Origin of the sequence: Mycobacterium sp. 1245805.9 (genome assembly GCF_001672915.1) — a bacterium.
GTDB lineage: Bacteria > Actinomycetota > Actinomycetes > Mycobacteriales > Mycobacteriaceae > Mycobacterium.
The window spans coordinates 39,346-60,251 of record NZ_LZKR01000064.1 but is presented as its reverse complement, the minus strand read 5'-3'; the positions used below and the strand labels follow the sequence as shown (position 1 = coordinate 60,251).

The 20,906-nt window shown below is 69.8% G+C and carries 19 protein-coding genes and 1 pseudogene; 8 read left to right on the top strand and 12 right to left on the bottom strand.

All coding sequences use genetic code 11. The features are described from left to right. Window positions 1-268: 268 nt before the first annotated feature. Window positions 269-472, bottom strand: a complete 204-nt coding sequence (locus tag A9X00_RS09805; protein ID WP_067152449.1) for a hypothetical protein — start codon at window positions 470-472, stop codon at window positions 269-271. An 83-nt stretch (window positions 473-555) separates the two neighbouring features. Here A9X00_RS09805 and A9X00_RS09800 point away from each other — a divergent pair, with 83 nt between their 5' ends. Further along, window positions 556-2,607: a glycoside hydrolase family 15 protein gene (locus A9X00_RS09800; RefSeq protein ID WP_067152375.1), complete on the top strand. Its 2,052-nt coding sequence runs from the start codon at window positions 556-558 to the stop codon at window positions 2,605-2,607. Between the two features lie 21 nt (window positions 2,608-2,628). Here A9X00_RS09800 and A9X00_RS09795 read toward each other — a convergent pair whose 3' ends face one another. From A9X00_RS09795 to lepA, 3 genes and pseudogenes are all read right to left on the bottom strand, one after another. Further along, complete coding sequence (locus A9X00_RS09795; protein WP_197515114.1) at window positions 2,629-3,435, bottom strand: sensor domain-containing protein; 807 nt, start codon at window positions 3,433-3,435, stop codon at window positions 2,629-2,631. Between the two features lie 118 nt (window positions 3,436-3,553). Next, the gene (locus tag A9X00_RS09790) at window positions 3,554-4,321 is read right to left on the bottom strand and encodes a sensor domain-containing protein (protein WP_067152373.1); all 768 of its coding nucleotides are present in this window, start codon (window positions 4,319-4,321) and stop codon (window positions 3,554-3,556) included. 2 nt (window positions 4,322-4,323) lie between these two features. After that, window positions 4,324-6,307: pseudogene (gene lepA, locus A9X00_RS09785) on the bottom strand (translation elongation factor 4). Between lepA and A9X00_RS09780 the strand changes: the two are divergent. Next, window positions 6,289-6,867, top strand: a complete 579-nt coding sequence (locus A9X00_RS09780) for a type II toxin-antitoxin system PemK/MazF family toxin (protein WP_067152369.1) — start codon at window positions 6,289-6,291, stop codon at window positions 6,865-6,867. The pseudogene lepA and the gene A9X00_RS09780 sit on opposite strands and share 19 nt — an antisense overlap. A 195-nt stretch (window positions 6,868-7,062) precedes the next feature. On the opposite strand, the gene A9X00_RS09775 is transcribed toward A9X00_RS09780, so the two are convergent. Then, window positions 7,063-7,491: a CBS domain-containing protein gene (locus A9X00_RS09775; protein WP_067152367.1), complete on the bottom strand. Its 429-nt coding sequence runs from the start codon at window positions 7,489-7,491 to the stop codon at window positions 7,063-7,065. A 158-nt stretch (window positions 7,492-7,649) separates the two neighbouring features. Between A9X00_RS09775 and A9X00_RS09770 the strand changes: the two genes are divergently transcribed. Next, window positions 7,650-8,492 (top strand): ribonuclease Z, encoded by an 843-nt coding sequence (locus A9X00_RS09770; protein WP_067152365.1) that lies wholly within the window; start codon window positions 7,650-7,652, stop codon window positions 8,490-8,492. Here the strand turns inward: A9X00_RS09770 and A9X00_RS09765 are convergent. Then, a complete protein-coding gene (locus tag A9X00_RS09765; protein ID WP_082974960.1) occupies window positions 8,460-9,158 on the bottom strand; it encodes a hypothetical protein in 699 nt (232 codons plus the stop codon). The genes A9X00_RS09770 and A9X00_RS09765 overlap by 33 nt on opposite strands. A 155-nt stretch (window positions 9,159-9,313) precedes the next feature. Between A9X00_RS09765 and A9X00_RS09760 the strand changes: the two genes are divergently transcribed. Next, complete coding sequence (locus tag A9X00_RS09760; protein ID WP_067152363.1) at window positions 9,314-10,672, top strand: PE family protein; 1,359 nt, start codon at window positions 9,314-9,316, stop codon at window positions 10,670-10,672. A 6-nt stretch (window positions 10,673-10,678) separates the two neighbouring features. Here the strand turns inward: A9X00_RS09760 and A9X00_RS09755 are convergent, their stop codons facing one another. From A9X00_RS09755 to A9X00_RS09745, 3 genes are read right to left on the bottom strand one after another with little or no spacing between them, the layout of a single operon-like run. Then, window positions 10,679-11,518, bottom strand: a complete 840-nt coding sequence (locus tag A9X00_RS09755; protein ID WP_067152361.1) for a transglutaminase family protein — start codon at window positions 11,516-11,518, stop codon at window positions 10,679-10,681. Further along, on the bottom strand, window positions 11,518-12,495 hold the full coding sequence (locus A9X00_RS09750; protein ID WP_067152359.1) for an alpha-E domain-containing protein: 978 nt from the start codon (window positions 12,493-12,495) through the stop codon (window positions 11,518-11,520). Before A9X00_RS09750 ends, A9X00_RS09755 begins: the two co-directional genes overlap by 1 nt. Beyond that, window positions 12,495-14,201: a circularly permuted type 2 ATP-grasp protein gene (locus tag A9X00_RS09745; RefSeq protein ID WP_082974959.1), complete on the bottom strand. Its 1,707-nt coding sequence runs from the start codon at window positions 14,199-14,201 to the stop codon at window positions 12,495-12,497. Before A9X00_RS09745 ends, A9X00_RS09750 begins: the two co-directional genes overlap by 1 nt. Before the next feature lie 145 nt (window positions 14,202-14,346). Between A9X00_RS09745 and rpsT the strand changes: the two genes are divergently transcribed. Then, the gene (gene rpsT, locus A9X00_RS09740) at window positions 14,347-14,607 is read left to right on the top strand and encodes a 30S ribosomal protein S20 (RefSeq protein ID WP_067152355.1); all 261 of its coding nucleotides are present in this window, start codon (window positions 14,347-14,349) and stop codon (window positions 14,605-14,607) included. Between the two features lie 16 nt (window positions 14,608-14,623). On the opposite strand, the gene holA is transcribed toward rpsT, so the two are convergent. From holA to A9X00_RS09725, 3 genes are read right to left on the bottom strand one after another with little or no spacing between them, the layout of a single operon-like run. Next, window positions 14,624-15,574, bottom strand: a complete 951-nt coding sequence (holA, locus tag A9X00_RS09735) for a DNA polymerase III subunit delta (protein ID WP_156772021.1) — start codon at window positions 15,572-15,574, stop codon at window positions 14,624-14,626. 44 nt (window positions 15,575-15,618) lie between these two features. Continuing rightward, window positions 15,619-17,145: a ComEC/Rec2 family competence protein gene (locus A9X00_RS09730; protein WP_067152444.1), complete on the bottom strand. Its 1,527-nt coding sequence runs from the start codon at window positions 17,143-17,145 to the stop codon at window positions 15,619-15,621. A 35-nt stretch (window positions 17,146-17,180) separates the two neighbouring features. Next, window positions 17,181-18,047, bottom strand: a complete 867-nt coding sequence (locus A9X00_RS09725) for a ComEA family DNA-binding protein (protein ID WP_067152351.1) — start codon at window positions 18,045-18,047, stop codon at window positions 17,181-17,183. 155 nt (window positions 18,048-18,202) lie between these two features. On the opposite strand from A9X00_RS09725, the gene A9X00_RS09720 reads away from it, so the two are divergent. From A9X00_RS09720 to A9X00_RS09710, 3 genes are read left to right on the top strand one after another with little or no spacing between them, the layout of a single operon-like run. Next, window positions 18,203-19,363, top strand: a complete 1,161-nt coding sequence (locus A9X00_RS09720) for an acyl-CoA dehydrogenase family protein (protein ID WP_067152349.1) — start codon at window positions 18,203-18,205, stop codon at window positions 19,361-19,363. Window positions 19,364-19,370: 7 nt separating this feature from the next. Further along, window positions 19,371-20,477 (top strand): acyl-CoA dehydrogenase family protein, encoded by a 1,107-nt coding sequence (locus A9X00_RS09715; protein WP_067152347.1) that lies wholly within the window; start codon window positions 19,371-19,373, stop codon window positions 20,475-20,477. 3 nt (window positions 20,478-20,480) lie between these two features. Beyond that, window positions 20,481-20,903, top strand: a complete 423-nt coding sequence (locus A9X00_RS09710; RefSeq protein WP_067152345.1) for a PPOX class F420-dependent oxidoreductase — start codon at window positions 20,481-20,483, stop codon at window positions 20,901-20,903. Window positions 20,904-20,906: the final 3 nt, after the last annotated feature.

The following is a 20,906-nucleotide window of genomic DNA, read 5'->3' as shown; positions in this document are numbered from 1 at the left end:
CCCGTTGCAGCGGAAAGGCGATAAGACTTCAGGCGAGTCGACGACTCCTGACCAAACCGCGCACGGGTATGGGAGTCAGCGACAACAGTGCACAAGGACAGCGCATTCCATAACGCCGGTTGCCGTGTGCATGTCGCGAAGCCTAACAGGAATTCGCGGGGCCGCCACCGCGCACCCAATGAGCGTCAGTGCGTCGCTAGCCATGTGACGATCACCAGCACCACGAGCGTGACCAGAATCAACGTCACGTGCGACCGAGGCATGCGCGTTACCCGGGCGCCCCATCGGCGTGCCGAACACGGCGCATCAACCGGATGCCCCTTCCGAGCAGGCGATCCAGCAGGCCCGCCGTAGCGTAGGCCACCGCCAAAACAACGGGCATCACGATCATGGCTTGCAGCACGAACGCGAGGCCCGAGAGCCACAGCTCGTTGCCGTCCCACCAATTCAGAAACCCTGTCACCGGGCTCAGCCTATTCGCCGCGGCACCCGAACCCAACCGACACCTAATGGAAACATTGGACGCCGGGCAGGTTGACAGTCGATGATGTCGGCATGGTCCTGCACGCCCAACCCGCCGACCAGCCGGCCGACGGCGCTCCCGCGGAGGCACCCCTGGAAGCGTTCCAAGCGCCTCCCGAAACGGCGCTGGCATCGCCGATCGACTTCAGCGCGCCCGCGCCGCTCGCGCCCAGCGCGTCGCTGCGCAACCCGTTTCCGCCGATCGCCGACTACGCATTCCTGTCCGACTGGGAGACGACGTGCCTGATCTCGCCCGCCGGGTCGGTCGAATGGCTGTGCGTGCCCCGACCCGACTCCCCCAGCGTGTTCGGCGCGATCCTGGACCGCAGCGCCGGCCACTTCCGGCTCGGCCCGTACGGCGTCTCGGTGCCCTCGGCGCGCCGCTACCTTCCGGGCAGCCTCATCATGGAGACCACCTGGCAGACCCACACCGGGTGGCTGATCGTGCGTGACGCGCTGGTGATGGGCCCGTGGCACGACATCGAGCGCCGCTCCCGGACGCATCGCCGCACCCCGATGGACTGGGACGCCGAGCACATCCTGCTGCGCACGGTGCGCTGCGTCAGCGGCACGGTCGAGCTGATGATGAGCTGCGAGCCGGCGTTCGACTACCACCGCGTCGGCGTCACCTGGGAGTACTCCGCCAACGCCTACGGCGAGGCCATCGCGCGCGCCAGCAAACAGCCCGACGCGCACCCGACGCTGCGGCTGACCACCAACCTGCGCATCGGGCTGGAGGGCCGGGAAGCGCGGGCGCGCACCCGGATGAAGGAGGGCGACGACGTGTTCGTCGCCCTCAGCTGGACCAAGCACCCGGCGCCGCAGACCTACGAAGAGGCCGCCGACAAGATGTGGCAGACCACCGAGTGCTGGCGGCAGTGGATCAACATCGGCAACTTCCCCGACCACCCGTGGCGCGCCTACCTGCAGCGCAGCGCGCTGACGCTGAAGGGCCTGACGTATTCGCCGACGGGCGCGCTGCTGGCCGCCAGCACCACGTCGCTCCCCGAGACGCCGCACGGCGAACGCAACTGGGACTACCGCTACGCCTGGGTCCGCGACTCGACGTTCGCGCTGTGGGGCCTCTACACACTGGGACTCGACCGCGAGGCCGACGACTTCTTCGCCTTCATCGCCGACGTGTCCGGCGCCAACAGCAACGAACGGCACCCGCTGCAGGTGATGTACGGCGTCGGCGGCGAGCGCAGCCTGGTCGAAGAGGAGCTGCACCATCTCTCCGGGTACGACCACGCCCGGCCGGTGCGGATCGGCAACGGCGCCTACGACCAGGTTCAGCACGACATCTGGGGCTCGATCCTGGACTCGTTCTACCTGCACGCCAAGTCGCGGGAGCAAATCCCGGAGACCCTGTGGCCGGTGCTCAAGAAGCAGGTGGAAGAAGCCATCAAGCACTGGCGCGAGCCCGACCGCGGCATCTGGGAGGTGCGCGGGGAGCCGCAGCATTTCACGTCGTCGAAGGTGATGTGCTGGGTGGCGCTCGACCGCGGGTCCAAGCTCGCCGAGCGGCAGGGCGAGAAGAGCTATGCCCAGCAGTGGCGGGCCATCGCCGAGGAGATCAAGAACGACATCCTCGAGCACGGGGTGGACTCCCGCGGCGTGTTCACCCAGCGCTACGGCAGCGACGCGCTGGACGCCTCGCTGCTGCTGGTGGTGCTGACCCGGTTCTTGCCGCCGGACGACCCGCGGGTGCGCAACACCGTGCTGGCGATCGCCAACGAGCTCACCGAGGAAGGCCTGGTGCTGCGCTACCGGGTCGAGGAGACCGACGACGGGCTGTCCGGCGAGGAGGGCACGTTCACGATCTGCTCGTTCTGGCTGGTGTCGGCGCTGGTCGAGATCGGCGAGGTGAGCCGGGCCAAACGGCTGTGCGAGCGGCTGCTGGCCTACGCCAGCCCGCTGCACCTCTACGCCGAGGAGATCGAGCCGCGCACCGGACGGCACCTGGGCAACTTCCCGCAGGCGTTCACCCACCTGGCCCTGATCAATGCCGTGGTCCACGTCATCCGGGCCGAGGAGGAGGCCGACGGTTCGGGGACGTTCCAGCCGGCCAACGCGCCGGTGTAGGAGCGTGTCAGCGCCCGCCCCTTAAGCGAGGGCGCCGACCTTGTCCAAGATGGCCTGCGCGACGTCGACGGCGCTGGCCTGGGGATCGGCGTCGCGGTCCGACGGCTGGGTGTCACCGAAGAAGGCGACCTCGACCTCGACCAGGCAATTGCCGCGGACGCCGAGGGCACGCCCCGATGACAGGGACGCCGAATCCAAGCTACGCGACGCGAACCCCATCGAAATGGTCGCCGAGGCAACCGAATTCGCAACCTCGACGTTGGCGACGGCGGCCTTGAGCCTGAACACCGTGCCCGACAAGGGCATCGTCGTGCCGTCGCATTGCTGCCACTGCTGGGCGAATTTCTCGAACAGCGCCTGGGCCTCGGCGGGGCTGGGCAAGCTGACCACACCCTCCTTCACGCTGGTCAGCTCCACCGACTTCGGGGCGTGCCGCCACGTTTGCACGGCGACGTGGCGCACCTGGCTGGACTGATAGACGACGCGCTGCAGCATCGACGCGACGCCCAGGCAGTCACCGGGCGAGAGCCACCCGTCGTCGAGCAGCGCGTCGGGCCCACCGAACCGCGGCCGAAAGCGCGGATCAATCTTGAAGGACTGGTTGAGAATTCCCGACAACGCCCGGTGACCCAGTAGTACCTGCTTGATGGTTTGTCCGTGCAGCGATCGCGGTGCGATGCCCGGCGCCGGCCGCGCCGTGCCGTCGACAACCGTGGCGCAGCCGGCGGTCGCCATCGCGAGCAGCAGCGCGGCCACCACGCGCCAGCGGCGTCCCCCACGCGCGCGACATCGCGCCCGGTCTTCACCCGTCACACCCGCGCCATTCATCTTCCGGCTCCTTTGCGTTCACCGGAAGTTTACTTTTGAGCCAGCCGCGCCCGCCGTAAGACACACCAAAGACATAGAAAACCGCCAGCGTTGGCTCAGGGTGCGGCGACGGGGCGCCTCAGCTCAGGGCGCTGACCTTGTCCATCATGGCGCGCGCCACGTCGATGCCGCTGGTGTCCAGGTTGCCCGATCCCGGGTCGGACGGGCGGCGCTCGCCGAAGAAGACAACCTCCACCTCGACGAGGCAGTTCATCTTGACCCCGATCGCCCTCGCCTGTGGGGTGGGCCGCAGGGGCGGCATGTTGGGCAGCACCGACGTGGCGGTAATGGTCGCCGCGACAATGGTTTTGGACCCCTCGGGCACCCGGACGTCGCCGATGACGTTGGTCGTGCTGATCGGGCCGTTTTGCTCGGTCGTCGTCGCGCCGTTGCACTGCTGCCACTGCTGCGAGAATTGCGCGAACAGCGCCTCGGCCTGCGCGGCCGAGGACAGGGCGACCACGCCCTCGATGACGCTGATCACCTGCGCCGGATCGCCGTTGTTCCACCACGACTGCGACGCAACGTCTTTGACGTCCGCGGACTGGTACACGCTTTTCTGCAGCATCGCCGTGACGCCCAGGCAATTGGGCGGCGACACGGTTTCGTCCTTTTGGCTCAGCACGTCGGGACCGCCGAACTCGACCGGCTTGCGGGTGGCGAAGGGCTGGTTGAGCATCCGCGACAGGGCATCACCGTCGAGCAGCACTCGGCGGACGGTGTCGCCGGTGAGCGGTCGCGGCTTCAGGTTCGGTGCCGGCTTCGCCGTGCCGTCCACCACGCCACCACAGCCCGCCGCCAACGCGGCGACCAATATCAAGGCCGTCGCCGGCCCAACTATTCGCACGGCTACTTCTTACCCTTGTCCCCGGCGGCGTCGGTGGACAGCGCGGCGACGAACGCCTCCTGCGGCACCTCGACCCGGCCGATCGTCTTCATCCGCTTCTTGCCTTCCTTCTGCTTTTCCAGAAGTTTGCGTTTGCGGGTGATGTCACCGCCGTAGCACTTGGACAGCACGTCCTTGCGGATGGCCCGAATGTTCTCGCGGGCAATGATTTTCGATCCGATCGCCGCCTGCACCGGCACCTCGAACTGCTGGCGCGGGATCAGCTCCTTGAGCTTGGTGGTCATCTTGTTGCCGTAGGCGTACGCCGAATCCTTGTGCACGATCGCGCTGAACGCGTCGACGGCCTCGCCCTGCAGCAGGATGTCGACCTTGACCAGTTCGGCCTCCTGCTCGCCCGCCTCCTCGTAGTCCAGGCTGGCATAGCCGCGGGTGCGCGACTTCAGGGAATCGAAGAAGTCGAAGATGATCTCGCCGAGCGGCATGGTGTAGCGCAATTCGACCCGCTCGGGCGACAGGTAGTCCATGCCGCCCAGCTCGCCGCGCCGCGACTGGCACAGCTCCATGATGGTGCCGATGAACTCGCTGGGCGCGATGATGGTCGTCTTCACGACGGGTTCGTAGACGATGCGGATCTTTCCCTCCGGCCAGTCCGACGGGTTGGTCACCACGACCTCGCTGTCATCCTCTTTGACGACCCGGTAGACGACGTTCGGCGACGTCGAGATCAGGTCCAGGTCGAACTCGCGCTCCAGGCGCTCGCGGGTGATCTCCATGTGCAGCAGACCCAGGAAGCCGCAGCGGAAACCGAAGCCCAGCGCCACCGACGTCTCCGGCTCGTAGGTCAGGGCGGCGTCGTTGAGCTGCAGGCGGTCCAAGGCGTCGCGCAGATCCGGGTAGTCCGAGCCGTCGACCGGATAGAGCCCCGAGTAGACCATCGGCTTGGGTTCGCGATAGCCCGTGAGCGCCTCGGTGGCGCCGTGCCGGGCCGTGGTCACGGTGTCGCCGACCTTGGACTGTCGGACGTCCTTCACCCCCGTGATCAGGTAGCCCACCTCCCCCACACCCAGGCCCTCGCTGGGCTTGGGTTCGGGCGAGACGATGCCGACCTCGAGCAGTTCGTGGGTGGCGCCGGTGGACATCATCGCGATGCGCTCGCGCGGGGTGATCTTGCCGTCCACCACGCGCACGTAGGTCACCACGCCGCGGTAGATGTCGTAGACGGAGTCGAAGATCATCGCGCGGGTGGGCGCGTCGGCGTCACCCTCGGGCGGCGGGACCTCACGCACCACGTGGTCGAGCAGGTCGGCGACGCCCTCCCCGGTCTTGCCGGACACCCGCAACACGTCCTCGGGCTCGCAGCCGATGATGTGGGCGATCTCGCCGGCGTAACGGTCCGGGTCGGCGGCCGGCAGGTCGATCTTGTTGAGCACCGGGATGATGTGCAGGTCACGGTCCAGCGCCAGGTACAGGTTGGCCAACGTCTGCGCCTCGATGCCCTGGGCGGCGTCCACCAGCAGGACCGCGCCCTCGCAGGCCTCCAGCGCGCGCGACACCTCGTAGGTGAAGTCGACATGGCCGGGGGTGTCGATCAGGTGCAGGACGTAATCGGTCTCGTCGACCTTCCAGGGCAGCCGCACGTTCTGCGCCTTGATGGTGATCCCGCGCTCGCGCTCGATGTCCATCCGGTCCAGGTACTGGGCGCGCATCGACCGCTCATCGACGACGCCGGTGAGCTGGAGCATCCGGTCCGCCAGCGTCGACTTGCCGTGGTCGATGTGAGCGATGATGCAGAAATTCCTGATCTGCGCCGGCGGGGTGAAGGTCTTGTCGGCGAAACTGCTGATGGGAATCTCCTGGTCTGGGCCTGCTCGCGGCCGCCTGAGCGGTATGTCCAGGGTATCTGTGCGGGGTCGCCGGGACCTACTTGGACACATTCGCGCCCGGCCGCCCGCGGTTATGCTGCGAATATGGCGTCTCCCCGCAAATCCCAGTGGAAGACGTTGCAGCGCTTCGCCCGAAATGTGGTGGTCTACGCGCAGACCGCCCAGGTCGTCGCGCGCGAACTCGAGCGCGCCGTGAAGATCACCGCGAATGTCATCGCCTCGGCCGCGCCGCCGTCGCCGGCCGAGATCGCGGCGGGGCGGCCGGTGACCAGCACCAGCTTTCCCACCGCCCAGCGGGCGCGAAAGCTCGTCTACGCCCCGAACCTCGACGGCCGCGCCGACCCCGGCGAGATCGTGTGGACCTGGGTGGCCTACGAGGACGATCCCACCCGCGGCAAGGATCGACCGGTCCTGGTCGTGGGCCGTGACCGTCGCGTCCTGCTGGGGCTGATGGTGTCCAGCCAGGAGCGCCACGCCGGCGATCGCGACTGGGTCGGGATCGGGGCCGGCGCCTGGGATTACGAGGGCCGGGAAAGCTGGGTTCGCCTGGACCGGGTGCTCGACGTGCCCGAGGAGGGCATTCGCCGCGAGGGCGCGATCCTGGATCGCGAGATCTTCGACGTCATCGCCGCCCGGCTACGGGCGGACTACGCCTGGAGCTAGTGCGCGACAAGCGCCGAACGTGTAACCACGGCGCAAATTTCGCAGGATCTGCGCCCTGAGAACACGTTCGGCGAAACGCCGCGTCAGCCCCGCCCGGCGACGATGCGGGCCGGGCGCGGCCAGTTGAGGAGCCGGGCAATCAGCCCCGCCCGGCGACGATGCGGGCCGGGCGCGGCCAGTTGAGGAGCCGGGCAATCAGCCCTGCGTGATGTAGGACTGCAGCTGCTCGTGCTCGGCCTCGAGCTCCTCCATACGCGTCTTCACCACGTCGCCGATGCTGACGATGCCGATCAGCTTCTTGCCGTCCAGTACCGGCACGTGGCGCACCCGGTTCTTCGTCATCAGCACGCTCAGGGAGTCCACGGTGTCGGACTTCGTGCACGTGGCAACCGTGGAGGTCATGATCTTGGAGATCGGCCGCGAGAGCACGCTCGCGCCGTGGGTGTGCAGCTGGCGCACGACGTCGCGCTCCGAGACGATGCCGACGACGCCCTCGTCGCCGACCACCACCATGGCGCCGATGTTTTGCTCGGCGAGGCCGGCGACCAGCTCCTTGACGGTCGCATCGGGGTGGATCGTCACCACCGCCGCGCCCTTGTTCCGCAAGACGTCCGCAATCCGCATCAAGGCCTCCAGCCGGTTGTGATCCGCTTCACATCAGGCTACGGCTAACTCGCCCGGCGGGAAAGCCAACACGAAAAGCGGTAACCGCGGGCTCCCATACCCTCGGATTCCACGCCCAAACCCCACTGCGGGCGCGTCGGGCTTGCAAGGATGAACCCATGATCGAGATCACCCTGCTGGGCACCGGAAGCCCGATTCCCGACCCCAACCGGGCCGGGCCGTCGACCCTGGTGCGGGCCGGCGGGCAGGTGTTCTTGGTGGACTGCGGACGCGGGGTGCTGCAGCGCGCGGCGGCGGTCGGCGTGGGCGCCGCCGGGCTGTCGGCGCTGCTGCTCACCCACCTGCACAGCGACCACATCGGCGACCTCGGCGACCTCCTCATCACCCGCTGGATCTCCACCTTCGCGCCCGAGCCCGCGCCGCTGCCGATCATCGGGCCGCCGGGCACCGCGGAGACGGTGGAGGCGACGCTGAAGGCGTTCGGCCACGACATCGGTTACCGGATCGCACATCACGCCGACCTGAACGCGCCGCCGGCGGTCGAGGTTCACGAATGCACCGAAGGCCCGGTGTGGGAACGTGACGGCGTGTCGATCCGGGTCGCGCCGACCGACCACCGACCGGTGGCACCGACCATCGGGTTCCGCATCGAATCCGGCACGACGTCGGTGGTGCTGGCGGGGGACACGGTCCCGTGCGCGGGCCTGGACGAACTGGCAAGCGGCGCAGACGCATTGGTGCACACCGTGATCCGCAAGGACATCGTCGCCAACATCCCGCAGCAGCGGCTTCAGGACATCTGCGACTACCACTCCTCGGTTGAGGAGGCGGCGACGACAGCGGACCGCGCGGGCGTGGGCACCCTGGTGATGACGCACTACGTGCCGGCGCTGGTGCCCGGGCAAGAGGAACAGTGGCGCGCGCTGGCCGCCACCAAATTCGGCGGGCGCATCGAACTCGGCGACGACCTACTTCGGGTCGAGGTCACGGCGCGGCAGTAGCGCGCCGACCACCACCAGCCAGGCCAGCGCCGAAACCCGCGCGATCGGCAGCATCACCCCGAGTTGGGGCCACACCAAGACCAGCGTCGCCGCTTCGGCCAGGGCGGCGATCACCAGGCCGGTCCACGCCAGCGGGCGCGGCGTCAATCCCAAGACGAGGCTGGGCACCGCCATGCCCGCCACCAGCAGCCCGAGCGCCACGATGTGGCCCGGGCCGCCGACCAGAAACACCAGGAAGTAGACGGCGCGAACCAGCGCGGGGTCGGCGCTGACGTCCGGCCGTGACAGCGTCCACCCGAGCAACCCGGTCAGGCCCAGGGCACCCGCGGCCAGCGTGCCGCCGGCGAGGGCGATCGCGGCGCCCGTGGCAGTGACGCCGAGCTGCAGCAACCGGGCGCCGGCCGCCGCCGCGTAGATCGCCAACGGCACCGACGACGCGAACACCGCGGTGGCGATGACGTGGATGGCGACCGGCTGGGCGTGGACGTACGCAGTGACGGCGGACGCGGGCCCGTACGGCAACGGCATCACACCGCCCAGCGCGACGCCGATCGCAATCCCGCCGAAAAGCAATCCCACACAAGCGGCGGAAAGCAACACCAAGGGCGGCCCGCCCCGCCGGCGGCGACGGGCAACCCGAGTTGGAGCTGCCGGTGAATCGTTCATGGCATGAACGATATGCCGGCGTTTTGCCCGATTGCGGCCGCACCGGGTGACAACCTGGGAAAAACCCAGTCGAGTATCCCGGGATGGTTTGCTGTCGGCCCGGATGGCGATAGGATCCGCTTCGGCGGTACGCCCACGACGATGCGAGGTGCCGGATGTCGTTTGTAATCGCGGGGCCACAAGCAGTGCTGGCGGGCGCCGCCGATGCGGCCGGGATCGGTTCGGCGATCAGGGAGGCCAACGCGCTTGCGGCCGCCCAGACCACCGCCGTGGAGGCGGCCGCCGCCGACCAGGTATCGGCGGCCGTCGCCGCCGTGTTCGGATCGCACGGGCAGAGCTACCAGACGGTGAGCGCTCAGCTCGCGGCGTTTCACGACCAGTTTGTAGAAAACCTGGCCGCGGCCGGCGGGGCCTACGCCAGCGCCGAGGCCGCAAATGTGCAGCAAACCCTGCTCGACCTGATCAACGCGCCCACCCAGGCATTGCTGGGACGCCCGCTGATCGGCAACGGCGCCGATGGCGGGACCGTCGGCGGGGGCGGGCAGCCCGGCGCGCCCGGTGGCCTCTTGTTCGGCAACGGCGGCCGCGGCGGCGACAGCACGGGCCCGCTGGCGACCGGCGGAAACGGCGGGCCCGCCGGGCTGATCGGCAACGGCGGCGCCGGCGGTAGGGGCGGGTCCGGCAATGCTGCTATCCCATTCGGCGGCACCGGCGGCGTCGGCGGCACCGGCGGATGGCTGTTCGGCAACGGCGGGCCCGGCGGCCCCGGCGGGACCGGCGGCCTCGGCGGCGCGGGCGGCAGGGGCGGATTCGGCGGGCAGGCCTTTTTGATCGGCGCCGGCGGAGCCGGCGGCATCGGCGGATTGGACGCCAATGCCGGTGGCAACGGCGGCGACGGTGGGAACGGCGCGCCGGGTGGATTCCTCTATGGGCCCGGCGGCGCCGGGGCCGGAGGGGACGGCGGGATGTTGTTCGGCCACGGGGGCGCGGGCGGTGGCGGCGGCTTCGGCCTCCTGCAGGGCGGCAACGGCGCCAACGGCGGCTTCGCGGGGCTGTGGGGCCACGGCGGTGCCGGCGGAGCCGGCGGAACGGGTGGCGGCGCCGCCGGGGCCGGCGGCCAGGGCGGACTCCTCTACGGCGGCGGCGGCGCCGGCGGAGCGGGCGGAGACGGCACCGCCGTGCACACGAACGGTGGGCACGGCGGTAACGGCGGCGCCGCGATCGGCCTGATTGGCAACGGCGGCCACGCCGGCTCCGGCGGGGCCGGCTTTCTGGGCACTGGACCGGGTGGTGCCGGCGGCGACGGCGGGTCCGGCGCGCTGCTGCTGGGCAACGGCGGCGCCGGCGGTAACGGCGGCGCCGGGATCCCGCCGGTGGGTGGGGCCGGCGGTCGCGGCGGCAATGCGCAACTGATCGGTTTCGGCGGCGCCGGCGGCCACGGCGTCGACGGTGGTTCCGGCGGGGCCGGCGGCGAGGGCGGCAAGCTGTTGGGCCAGCCGGGCCCGCACGGTTAACGGCCTTCAGGCCAGCCGGGTGACCTCGACGATCACGTCGAGATCGGTCGCCCCTTCCCCGGAATAGATGCCCTTGAGCGGGGCGACGTCGGTGTAGTCGCGCCCGGCGCCCACGCTGACGTACTGCTCGGTGATCTCGCTGTCGTTGGTGGGGTCGAAGTTCCACCAGCCGCCGGTCCAGGCCTGAATCCACGCGTGGCTTCGCCCGTCGACGGTGTCACCCACGACGGCGTGGCGTTTGGGGTGCAGATAGCCGGACACGTAGCGCCCCGGAATTCCCATGGCGCGCAACAACATCAGCGTCAGGTGCACAAAGTCCTGGCAGACGCCCTTGCCCTCGGTCAGGGCGTCCAGCCCGGAAGAGTGCACGCTGGTGGTCCCCGGCAGGTAGTCCAGCTCGCTGCGCACCCACTTGCCCGCGGCGACGACGGCCTCGGCGGGGTCGCAGGACTTGGCGATCTTCTTGGCCACCGACGCGACGCGCTTGCCTATCGGGGTGTGCGCTGTGGGCCGCAGCAGCTCGTCGAAACGATCGATCACGGCCTCGGAGCGCAGGTCGTTCCAGCTGACCTCCGCCACCGCCGGGTCCCCCCGTTCCGTCTCGACGACCGAGGACGACGTCACCGTCAGATCGGTGTGCGGCGCGTGCAGGTCGAACGCGGTGACGGCGGTTCCCCAATAGTCGATGTAGCGGTGCGACCTTGTCGCCGGGATGGTTTCGACGCGATTGAGGATGACGTTTTGCCTGGTGTCCGATCGCGGGGTCAGCCGAGCCTCGTTGTAGGACGCGGTCACCGGCGATTGGTAGGCATAGCCGGTGGTGTGTACCACGCGCAGCCGCCACATCAGTTTTCGCCCTGCCTGCCGACCAGCCGCGCGCGCTGGCCGGCGTCCGACCACGCGACCCACGGGGTCACATGGAAGTACTGCAGCGACAACGCTTCTCCGACATCGCGACAGGTGAGCTGCAGGCCCGCCAAGCGGCTCTCCAGCGACTCGAGCAACACACCCGGTTGGACGAATTCCAGTTCGCTGCGGGCCTTCCCGAGCAGGCGCTGCGCCTCGGCGGTGGAACCGATCCGGCTCTGCGGATTATGCAGCAGCTCTTCGAGATTGTGTTCGGCCAGCCTCAGCGAGTAGAACACCGAGCGCGGAAACAGCCGGTCCAGCAACATGAATTGGACCACCCGGCTCGCGTCCAGCACCCCCCGGTAGGTCCGCAAGTAGGTGTCGTGCGCGCCGGCCGAGCGCAGCAGGGTCACCCACGCCGGCGACGACGCGCTGTCCCCGACCCGCGACAGCAGCAGCCGCACCGTCATGTCGACCCGCTCGATGGCGCGGCCCAGCAACATGAACCGATACCCGTCGTCGCGCGACAGCGTCGAGTCGGCCAGCCCGGCGAACATCGCCGCGCGGCCCTCGATGAACGCCAGGAATTCGTGCGGCCCAAGGCGTTTCGCGGCGCGCTCGCGTTCGGCCAGGGCGTGGTAGGTGGTGTTGAGGCACTCCCAGATTTCGCTGGACGTCACCTCGCGCGCCGACTTCGCGTTCTCCCGCGCCGCGGTGATGGCATCGACGATCGAACAGCCGCCCGACGCGTTGGTGCTGAAGGCCACCAGGTCGGTCAACGACCACACGTCCAGGTCGTGATCCGGCGGGTCGATGCCGAGGACCCGCAGCAGCAACCGGGATGCCTGGTCCGGGTCGACGCTGGAATCCTCGAGCAGCTGGTGCAGCGCGACGTCCAAAATTCGTGCGGTGTCGTCGGCGCGCTCGACGTAGCGACCGATCCAGTAGAGCGCCTCGGCGTTGCGGGCCAGCATCAGCGCATCCTCTGCTGTTGCTGCTGCTGGGGCTGCTCGTCCGGCGCCCCGCTGGGCTGCGCCTGCTGCTGCGACAGCCGTGGCGCCCCGTCGAGCACCGGATCCGGGATGGACTTCGGCAATGACCGCACGACCTCCGCGGCGCCCAGCTCCCTGGCGCCTGCCGCGGCGCGCGGCGCCAACACCCAGGTGTCCTTCGAGCCGCCGCCCTGGCTGGAGTTGACCACCCGCGAGCCCTCGACCAGGGCAACCCGCGTCAATCCGCCCGGGAGCACCCACACGTCGTCGCCGTCGTTGACCGCGAACGGCCGCAGGTCGACGTAGCGGGGCGCCAGCGCGCTGCCGATCTGCGTCGGCACGGTCGACAGCTCCATCATCGGCTGGGCGATCCAACTGCGCGGATCGTCGCGGATCTTCTTGGCGACGGCGGCCAGCTCCTTGTCGGACGCCTCGGGACCGAACACGATGCCGTAGCCACCGGACCCCTCGACCGGCTTGAGCACCAATTCGTCGATGCGGTCCAGGACCTCTTCGCGCTCGTCGTCCAGCCAGCAGCGGTACGTCTCGACGTTGGCCAACAGGGGCTTCTCGCCCAGGTAGTACTCGATCATGGTCGGCACATAGGTGTAGACGAGCTTGTCGTCGCCGACGCCGTTGCCGATCGCGCTGGAGATGACGACGTTGCCGGCGCGGGCGGCGTTGACCAGGCCGGCCACCCCCAGCACCGAGTCGGCGCGGAACTGCAGCGGGTCCAGGAAGGTGTCGTCGATGCGCCGGTAGATGACGTCGACCTGGCGTTCGCCCTCGGTGGTGCGCATGTACACCTGGTTGTCGCGGCAGAACAGGTCGCGGCCCTCGACGAGCTCGACGCCCATCTGGCGGGCCAGCAGCGAATGCTCGAAGTAGGCCGAGTTCGCCACGCCGGGGGTCAGGACGACGACGGTCGGATCGGCCTCGTTGGTGGCCGCGGAATTGCGCAGCGCGCGCAGCAGGTGCGAGGCGTAGTCGTCGACGGCACGCACCCGATGGGTGGCGAACAGGTTGGGAAAGACCCGCGCCATGGTGCGCCGGTTCTCCATCACGTACGACACCCCGGAGGGCGAGCGCAGGTTGTCCTCCAGGACGCGGAAGTTGCCCTTCTCGTCGCGGATCAGGTCGATGCCGGCGACGTGGATCCGCACGCCGTTGGGCGGGACGATGCCGAAGGCCTCCCGGTGAAAGTGCTCGCAGGAGGTGATCAGGCGGCGCGGGATGATGTCGTCGTTCAGGATTTCCTGGTCGCCGTAGATGTCGTCGAGGTACATCTCGAGCGCCTTGACCCGCTGGGTGATGCCGCGCTCCAGCCGGCTCCACTCTGCGGCCGAGATCACGCGCGGCACCAGGTCGAGCGGGAACGGCCGCTCCTGGCCCGACAACGAGAACGTGATGCCCTGGTCGATGAACGCGCGGCCCAGCGCCTCGGCCCGGGCCTTCAGCTCGGACGCGTCGGAGGGCGCCAGCTCGGCGTAGATCCCCTTGTAAGGGCCGCGGACGGTGCCCTGGGGGTCGAACATCTCGTCGAAGGCCTTGGAGTACACGTCGGCGTAGGAGTCCGACGTGGTGTAGCCGCCAAAGATGCGTTCGGAGCGCGCATCCGGGCGCGCCGCGGCGCCGCGCGATCCCCGCCTGGTGTCCTCAAGCTGGTTCGGAAGACTCACTTTAGAGATGCTGCCTCACATCGGCGTTATAGCAGGCCACGGGTTCCCATTTTGGGAAAAAACGTAACCGACTGCTAACCTGGGCAGTCGCTATTGGGTGTGGGGCGCCCCCCGAAAAGCACCGCAATCACCGATTCGAAGAAGGAACTCACGCGTGGCCAACATCAAGTCGCAGCAGAAGCGCATCAAGACGAACGAGCGCGCCCGGCTGCGCAACAAGTCGGTGAAGTCCTCGCTGCGTACCGCCGTCCGCGCGTTCCGGGAAGCCGCCGAGGGCGGCGACAAAGAAAAGGCCGCTGAGCTGCTGGTCTCGACCAACCGCAAGTTGGACAAGGCGGCCGGCAAGGGCGTGATCCACAAGAACCAGGCCGCGAACAAGAAGTCGGCGCTGGCGCGGGCCCTCAACAAGATCTGAGCCTTCGAAAGCCCGGTCAGTGGCCCCGATCGGCCACCAATTCGGCAACCTGCCTGACCGCCGATTCCAGCGCGTAGTCCGCGTCGGCGACGGCCCCCTTCACGTTGGCGTTGAGCTCCGCCACGACTTTCATCGCGATCGCAACGGTTTCGCGTGTCCAACGCCGGGCCTGCTTCTGCGCCTTCTGCACACGCCAGGGTGGCATGCCCAGCTGCGACGCCAGCCGGTACGGGTCGCCGGATAGCGGCCCCACCCGGCCGATGCTGTGCACGGCCTCGGCCAGCGCGTCGGCCAGCACCACCAGCGGCTCGCCGCGCATCATCGCCCACCGCAGCGCCTCGGTGGCTCCCGCGACGTCGCCGGCCACCGCCTTGTCGGCGATGTCGAAGCCCTTCACCTCCGCCTTCCCGCTGTGATAGCGGCGCACCGCGGCGGCGTCGACGCGACCGGCGGTGTCGGCGACCAGCTGCGAGCACGCGGCGGCCAGCTCGCGCACGTCGGACCCGACGGCGTCCAGCAGCGCGGTCACGGTCTCCTCGTCGACCTTGACCCGCAGCGCGCGGAATTCCTTGCGGATGAAGTCGACGCGCTCGCTGAGCTTGGCGATCCGCGCGCACGGATGCACCTCGGCGCCCAGCGACTGCAGCTCGGTGGCGAGCGCCTTGGCGCGCCCCCCGCCCGAGTGCACCACCACCAGGACCGTGCCGGCCGGCACGTCGGCGGCCGCCGCGGCGATGACCGCGGCCGCGTCCTTGCCCGCTTCGGCGGCCGCCTCCAGCACGACGATGCGCTCGTCGGCGAACAGCGACGGGCTGAGCAGCTCGGCGAGTTCGTAGGTGCCGACGTCGCCGGCCCGCATCCGGCTCACCGGGACGTCGTCGGTGCCGGCGCGCTCGCGCGCCGACCGCAGCACGTCGGCCACGGCCCGCTCGACCAGCAGCTCCTCGTCCCCCAACACCAGGTGCAGGTGCGCAACCTCGCTCACCCCACGATGGTGTCACGCGGCCCCGACTAAGCGGCGAGCGCTCCCGACAGCGACCACGCCAGCGCGCACACCACGACCGCTCCCCCGGCCCATCCGAGGGCGCGGCGACACCAGCGCCACCGCCACAGCAGCCTGCCCAGCAGAAGCATCGAGACCGTCGCCGCGGCGACCAGCGCCACGCCGGGTGCGCCGGCCGGAACGGGCAGCGTCGCCGCGGGCACACCGGCCGACCACCTCGCCACGTTCACGACCCACCACAGTTCGGGGCCGGTGAAACGGATCAGCAACTGCGCACCGCCGGGCCACGCGACGCACAGCAGGGCGGCGGCGCTGCCGAGCACGGTAATCGGCGCGATCACCGGCGCGACCGCGAGGTTGGCGGCCACGGCGACCAGGCTGACCCGCCCCGAGATGCCGGCGACCAGCGGGGCGGTCACCACGTGCGCGGCGCACGCGACGGCGAGCGCATCCGCCAGCGGCTTGGGCCAGCCCCTGCCGACCAGGCACCGCGACCACCCCGGCGCGATCAGGATCAGCGCGGCCGTCGCCAGCACGGACAACGCGAAGCCCACGTCGACCGCGAGGTGCGGAGCGACGGCCAGCAGGATCAACACCGCGGCCGACAGGGCCGGAATCGCCTGCCGCCGGCGCGACGACAGCACTCCCGTCAGCGCGATGGCGGCCATCACGGCGGCCCGTAGCACGCTGGCCGTCGGCTGCACGACGATGACGAACGCCACCAGCGCGACCGCGGCGAGGGCGACGGCGGCGCGCGGCCCGATCAACCGGGCCGAGAACAGCACCGCCCCGCACACGATCGTGACGTTGGCGCCCGACACCGCGGTCAGGTGCGTCATGCCGGCCGCCCGAAAATCGCGGCTGGTCGCGTTGGTGACGGCCGAGGTATCGCCGAGAACCAAGGCGGGCAGCATCGCGGCGTTGTCGGCGGTCAGGCTCTCGCGGGCGGCGGCGGCGAACCGGCCGCGCACGGCGTGGGCAGCGCGCTGCACCGCCCCGGCGGTGCCCATCGTCGGGCGGCCGGACGCGTTGAGCACAGCGACGGTCAGGTCACGCCGGCCCGGACGGCTGACGCGCGCGGTGAACCGCACCGGCCGGCCCACCGCGAGGTCGCCGAAGTCCGACGCCCGGGCGAAGACCACCACTCGACCGGACATCCTGTCGTCGCGCAGGCGCTGCAGGGTGGCGCGAAACATCAGCCGGCCCGGGCCCAGGGGCAACGGGCTCTCGGTGGGGCTGACCGTCACCGGGGCGGACGTGCCGAACGCCGCGGTGATCGGGTGGCGAGCGACCGCGTCGGCGCGCAGCGCGATCGCCAGCCCAAACCCCGCGCCCACCACCCCGACCGCCGCCAGGCCGGCGCCGACCGTCCGCATCCGGCGGGCCCGGGCCGGCCCGCGCGCCGCGTGGCAAGCCAGCGCCGCACCCACGCCGAGCAGCACGACACAGCACGCCGCGACGGCCCGTCCGAGCGGCCACCAGATCCCGGCGGCGGTGACCACCCAGCCGGTGAGCGCGGCCGGGACCAGCCGCACATCGACGTGTGCGGACGCCGGGTCGCGCACCGCGGTCAGACACGGACCAGCGGGCGCAGTTTCTCCAGCCGCGCCGGGCCGATGCCGTCGACGTCGGCGAGCTGGTCGACGCTGGTGAATTTCCCGTTCGCCTGCCGCCACGCGACGACGGCTGCGGCGGTCACCGGCCCCACCCCGGGCAGCGCGTCCAGCTGCTCCTGGGTCGCCGTGTTGAGGTCGAGCGCCTCACCGGCTTTCGGCTTCACCGTCCCCGAGACCGGTCCCGGCGCCCCGGAGGCCGCCGACGTCCCCGCGGACACCGAGCTGCCGAGCGCCGCCCGCTGCCCCGCGACGGGAGCGAGCCCGACCACGATCTGCTCGCCGTCGCCGACCGGGCGGGCCATGTTCAACCCGATGGTGTCGGCGCCGTTAACCGCTCCCCCGGCGGCCTGCAGGGCGTCGGCGATGCGCGCGCCGGGCGCCAGCGTGACCAGGCCGGGGGTGTGCACCAGCCCGACGACGCTGACCACCACCGGCCGGTCGGAAGCGGCGGGCTGCCCGGCGCTCGGGCTCGCCGACGACCTGGGGCTCGCGGTCGCGGCCTTCTCCACCGGCGGCAGCTTGGCCGACATCACCGGCGCCGGCCGGTCGCGCACCAGGGTGAACACCGTCACCAGCACCGCGAGGGCGGCCACCACCGCCAGGGCGATGGCACCGGCGCGGCCCGGGTCGGCGCGCATCTTCGCCACCCAGCCCCGATGATCGGCGGCGTCGGGAAGCCAGCGCGGCAGCAGCGAATTCGGGTCTTCTGATTCGCGCGAGTCAGGGGAGTGTTCCGCCGAGTCCGACTCGTCGGCCGGGTCGGTCTCGGGGTCGGCGCCGAGGCGTCGCTGTAGCCGCTCGGCGGGCAGTTCTGTTCGCATGCGCCGACCGTAGGTGCGCCGAACGACGCGACGGCCCCGCGCGGCGGCGCCGCGACGCCGGGGTGTGGACCAATCCGAGGCTGTGCACAAGCACCGAACGGGATGGGTAAAGATGGGAAGGGTCGCGACGTTCACCTCAACCAAAGGAGGCTGCCATGCAACTGGCGCTCACGCCGGAGGAAGCCGCGTTCCGCGACGAGCTTCGCACCTTCTACACGACCCAGATACCGCAAGAGCTGCGGGACCGGGTGCGCCAGGGCGCGGCGTCGGTGCGCCGCGACGACATCGTCACCAGCCACAAGATCCTGCACGAGCATGGCCTGGCGGTCCCGAGTTGGCCCGTCGAATGGGGCGGCAAAGACTGGACGCCCACCCAGCACCAGATCTGGGCCGACGAGATGCAACTGGCGTGCGTGCCCGAGCCGCTGAACTTCAACACCAAGATGGTCGGCCCGGTGATCGCCGAATTCGGTTCCGAGGAGATCAAACAACGCTTCCTGCCGCCGACGGCCAGCCTCGACATCTGGTGGTGCCAGGGCTTCTCCGAGCCCGAGGCCGGCTCCGACCTGGCGTCGCTGCGCACCACCGCGGTCCGCGACGGCGACCACTACATCGTCAACGGCCAGAAGACCTGGACGACGCTCGGCCAGTACGCGGACTGGATCTTCTGCCTGGTGCGCACCGACCCGCAGGCACCGAAGCGGCAGGCCGGCATCTCGTTCCTGCTCTTCGACATGAAGACGCCGGGCATCACCCTGCGCCCGATCAAAACGATCGACGGCGGCCAGGAGATCAACGAATTGTTCTTCTCCGACGTCCGGGTGCCCGCCGATCAGCTTGTCGGACAAGAGAATCAGGGCTGGACGTACGCGAAGTTCCTGCTCGGCAACGAACGTACCGGCATCGCCGGTGTGGGGCGCACCAAAGTGCGCCTCGCCGAGGTGAAAAAACGCGCCGCAGAGACCGGGGTGCTCAACGATCCCCTGTTCGCAGCGCGACTCGCCGAGGCCGAAAACGAGGTCCTGGCACTGGAACTCACGCAATCGCGGGTGGTTTCGGACTCCGCGGACGGCCAGCCCAACCCGGCGTCGTCGGTGCTCAAGTTGCGCGGCAGCCAGCTGCAGCAGATCGCGACCGAGCTGCTGGTCGAGGTCGCCGCGCCCGAGGTGGTGCCCGCCGACGGCGAAGACATTTCATCGCCCTCCTGGGCGCAACACAGCGCACCGCATTACCTCAACTACCGCAAGACGACGATCTACGGCGGCAGCAGCGAGGTGCAGCGCAACATCATCGCGTCCACCATTCTCGGATTGTGAGGCAGCCATGGACTTTCAATTGACCGACGAACAGGCCCTGTTGCGCGACACCACGCGCGACCTGCTCTCGCGCACCTACGACCCGGAGAGCCGCAACAAGGTCATCGGGTCCGACCTCGGCTGGAGCCGCGACGTGTGGAGTCAACTCGCCGACACCGGGATCCTCGGGCTCGGGTTCGAGCCAGAGGAGGCCGGCCAGATCGAGATCATGGTGGTGCTCACCGAGGTCGGGCGCCGGTTAGCGCCAGAGCCCATCCTGCACGCCGCCCTCGCACCGGGTGCGCTGATCGCCGAGCTGGGCAGCGACGCCCAGAAGCAACAGCTCGACGAGGTCGCGGCCGGCCAACGCCTGCTGGCCTTCGCCCACCTGGAACCGGGTCACCGCGCGCCGTCGGCCACGGTCACCACTGCCGCTGCGCGGCAAGGTGATTCATGGACGTTGAACGGACGCAAGAACCCGGTGCTCGCCGGCGACTGCGCCGACGCGTTGGTGGTCAGCGCCGCACTGCCCGACGGCGGCACCGGCCTGTTCCTGGTCGACGCGGATTCGGTCACCCGGCATCCGTACCGGACCTTCGACGGACAGCGCGGCGACCAGGTCGATCTCGACGGCGCCGCCGCCGAACCGCTTGGCGAAGGGGGCGACGCCTCGCTCGCCATCCGCAACGCCGTCATCCGTATCCAGTCGGCGTTGTGCTCCGAAGCTGTCGGGGCCATGGAGGAAGCGCTTCGCCTGACCACCGATTACCTCAAGACCCGCAAGCAGTTCGGCGTCACGCTCAACAAGTTCCAGGCTCTCACCCAGCGGGCCGCCGACATGTACGTGTCACTGGAGGTGGCGCGCAGCATGAGCTTCTACGCCGCTATGTCGATCGCCGACGGCAATCTCGACCCGGTGATCGCTTCGCGCGCCAAGGTACAGATCGGCCGGTCGGGACGGCACATCGCACAGGAGTCGATCCAGATGCACGGGGGAATCGGCGTCACCGCGGAATATCCCGTCAGCCACTACGCGGCCCGGCTCACGGCGATCGAGCACACGCTGGGCACCTCGAGCGACCACCTGCACAACCTGATCGACCATCTCGGCGACTACGACCTCGCCCGGCTCTAGCGCATGGCCGAACTGTCCGACGAAGTGATCGAGTTCATGTCGGCCGGCACCCGCACCGGGATGTTCGGGTACGTCGCCGCCGACGGGCGGCCGCTGGTCGCGCCGGTGTGGTTCGTCGTCGATGACGGCCAATTGGTGTTCACCACTGGCCGCGACACTTCGAAAGGCCGTGCGCTGGTGCGTGATTCACGCGTGACGATCTGCGTCGACGACCCGCATCCGCCGTATTCGTTCGTGCAGGTGCAGGGCGTCGCCTCGGTGAGCGACGATCAGCCGGACGTACTCGATGTCGCGACGCGCACCGGCGCGCGCTACATGGGCGCCGACCGGGCCGACGAATTCGGCCGCCGCAACGCCGTTCCCGGCGAACTGGTGGTGCGGGTGCGCCCGACCAAGGTCATCACCGGGTTCGACATCGCCGACTGACGC